The sequence below is a fragment of the Vibrio sp. 1978 genome, from assembly GCF_033344345.1.
Map to the genome: position 1 here is coordinate 1 of NZ_JAWPOP010000669.1, position 617 is coordinate 617.

Sequence of the window (617 nt, forward strand, 5' to 3'; positions counted from 1 at the left end):
TATACATATTATCTCTCGCACCTGTACATGTTGCTTTCACTATCGTTGTTAAGCGTTTTTTCAGCAAGTATGTTCCAGCGAGACATCTTATACCATTCCATCTAAATCTGTAAAATTACCGTATTACCGTATTACCGTAATTATGATAATTACGGTAAATAAATTTAAGTTCTTCTTGCTGTTGTTCTACTTATTAAAATGTATCTTTGAAAAAGTAGAGTTTTTGGAATAGGATAGGTGGTGCTGAATGCCCACTTTTTACAAGGAGCGCGACCAGTGATTTTTGATGTAAGAGCGACCTTTGAAGTGGCACTCCAGACGGACACCCACCTGGTACTTATCGATCTGGATCAGGGAGCATCAGTTACGAACGATGCTGATGCAGTGATCGCCTGGTTGGCCGCAAACCTCGAAGGTGGAATTGGAAAACGTAAGGTGTACTACCGGGACACCGATGGACGCTTTGATGAGCTCAAGGTTAATGCCGGTGCTTTTGCCGGATTTGCACCTTGTAGCGAAGGCCAGCAGACCACCTTGGCTGGGATGCTCGGCCAGTAACTTTGTGTGGAGAACTCGATGTTAAACAAAAACAAATTTGAGAAAGTTTTAAAGAGAAT

General features: G+C 42.3%; 1 protein-coding gene. It reads left to right on the top strand.

From position 1 onward, the window contains the following. Positions 1 to 276: 276 nt before the first annotated feature. The gene (locus R8N49_RS28450; protein WP_000575657.1) at positions 277 to 558 is read left to right on the top strand and encodes a hypothetical protein; all 282 of its coding nucleotides are present in this window, start codon (positions 277 to 279) and stop codon (positions 556 to 558) included. Positions 559 to 617 lie beyond the last annotated feature (59 nt).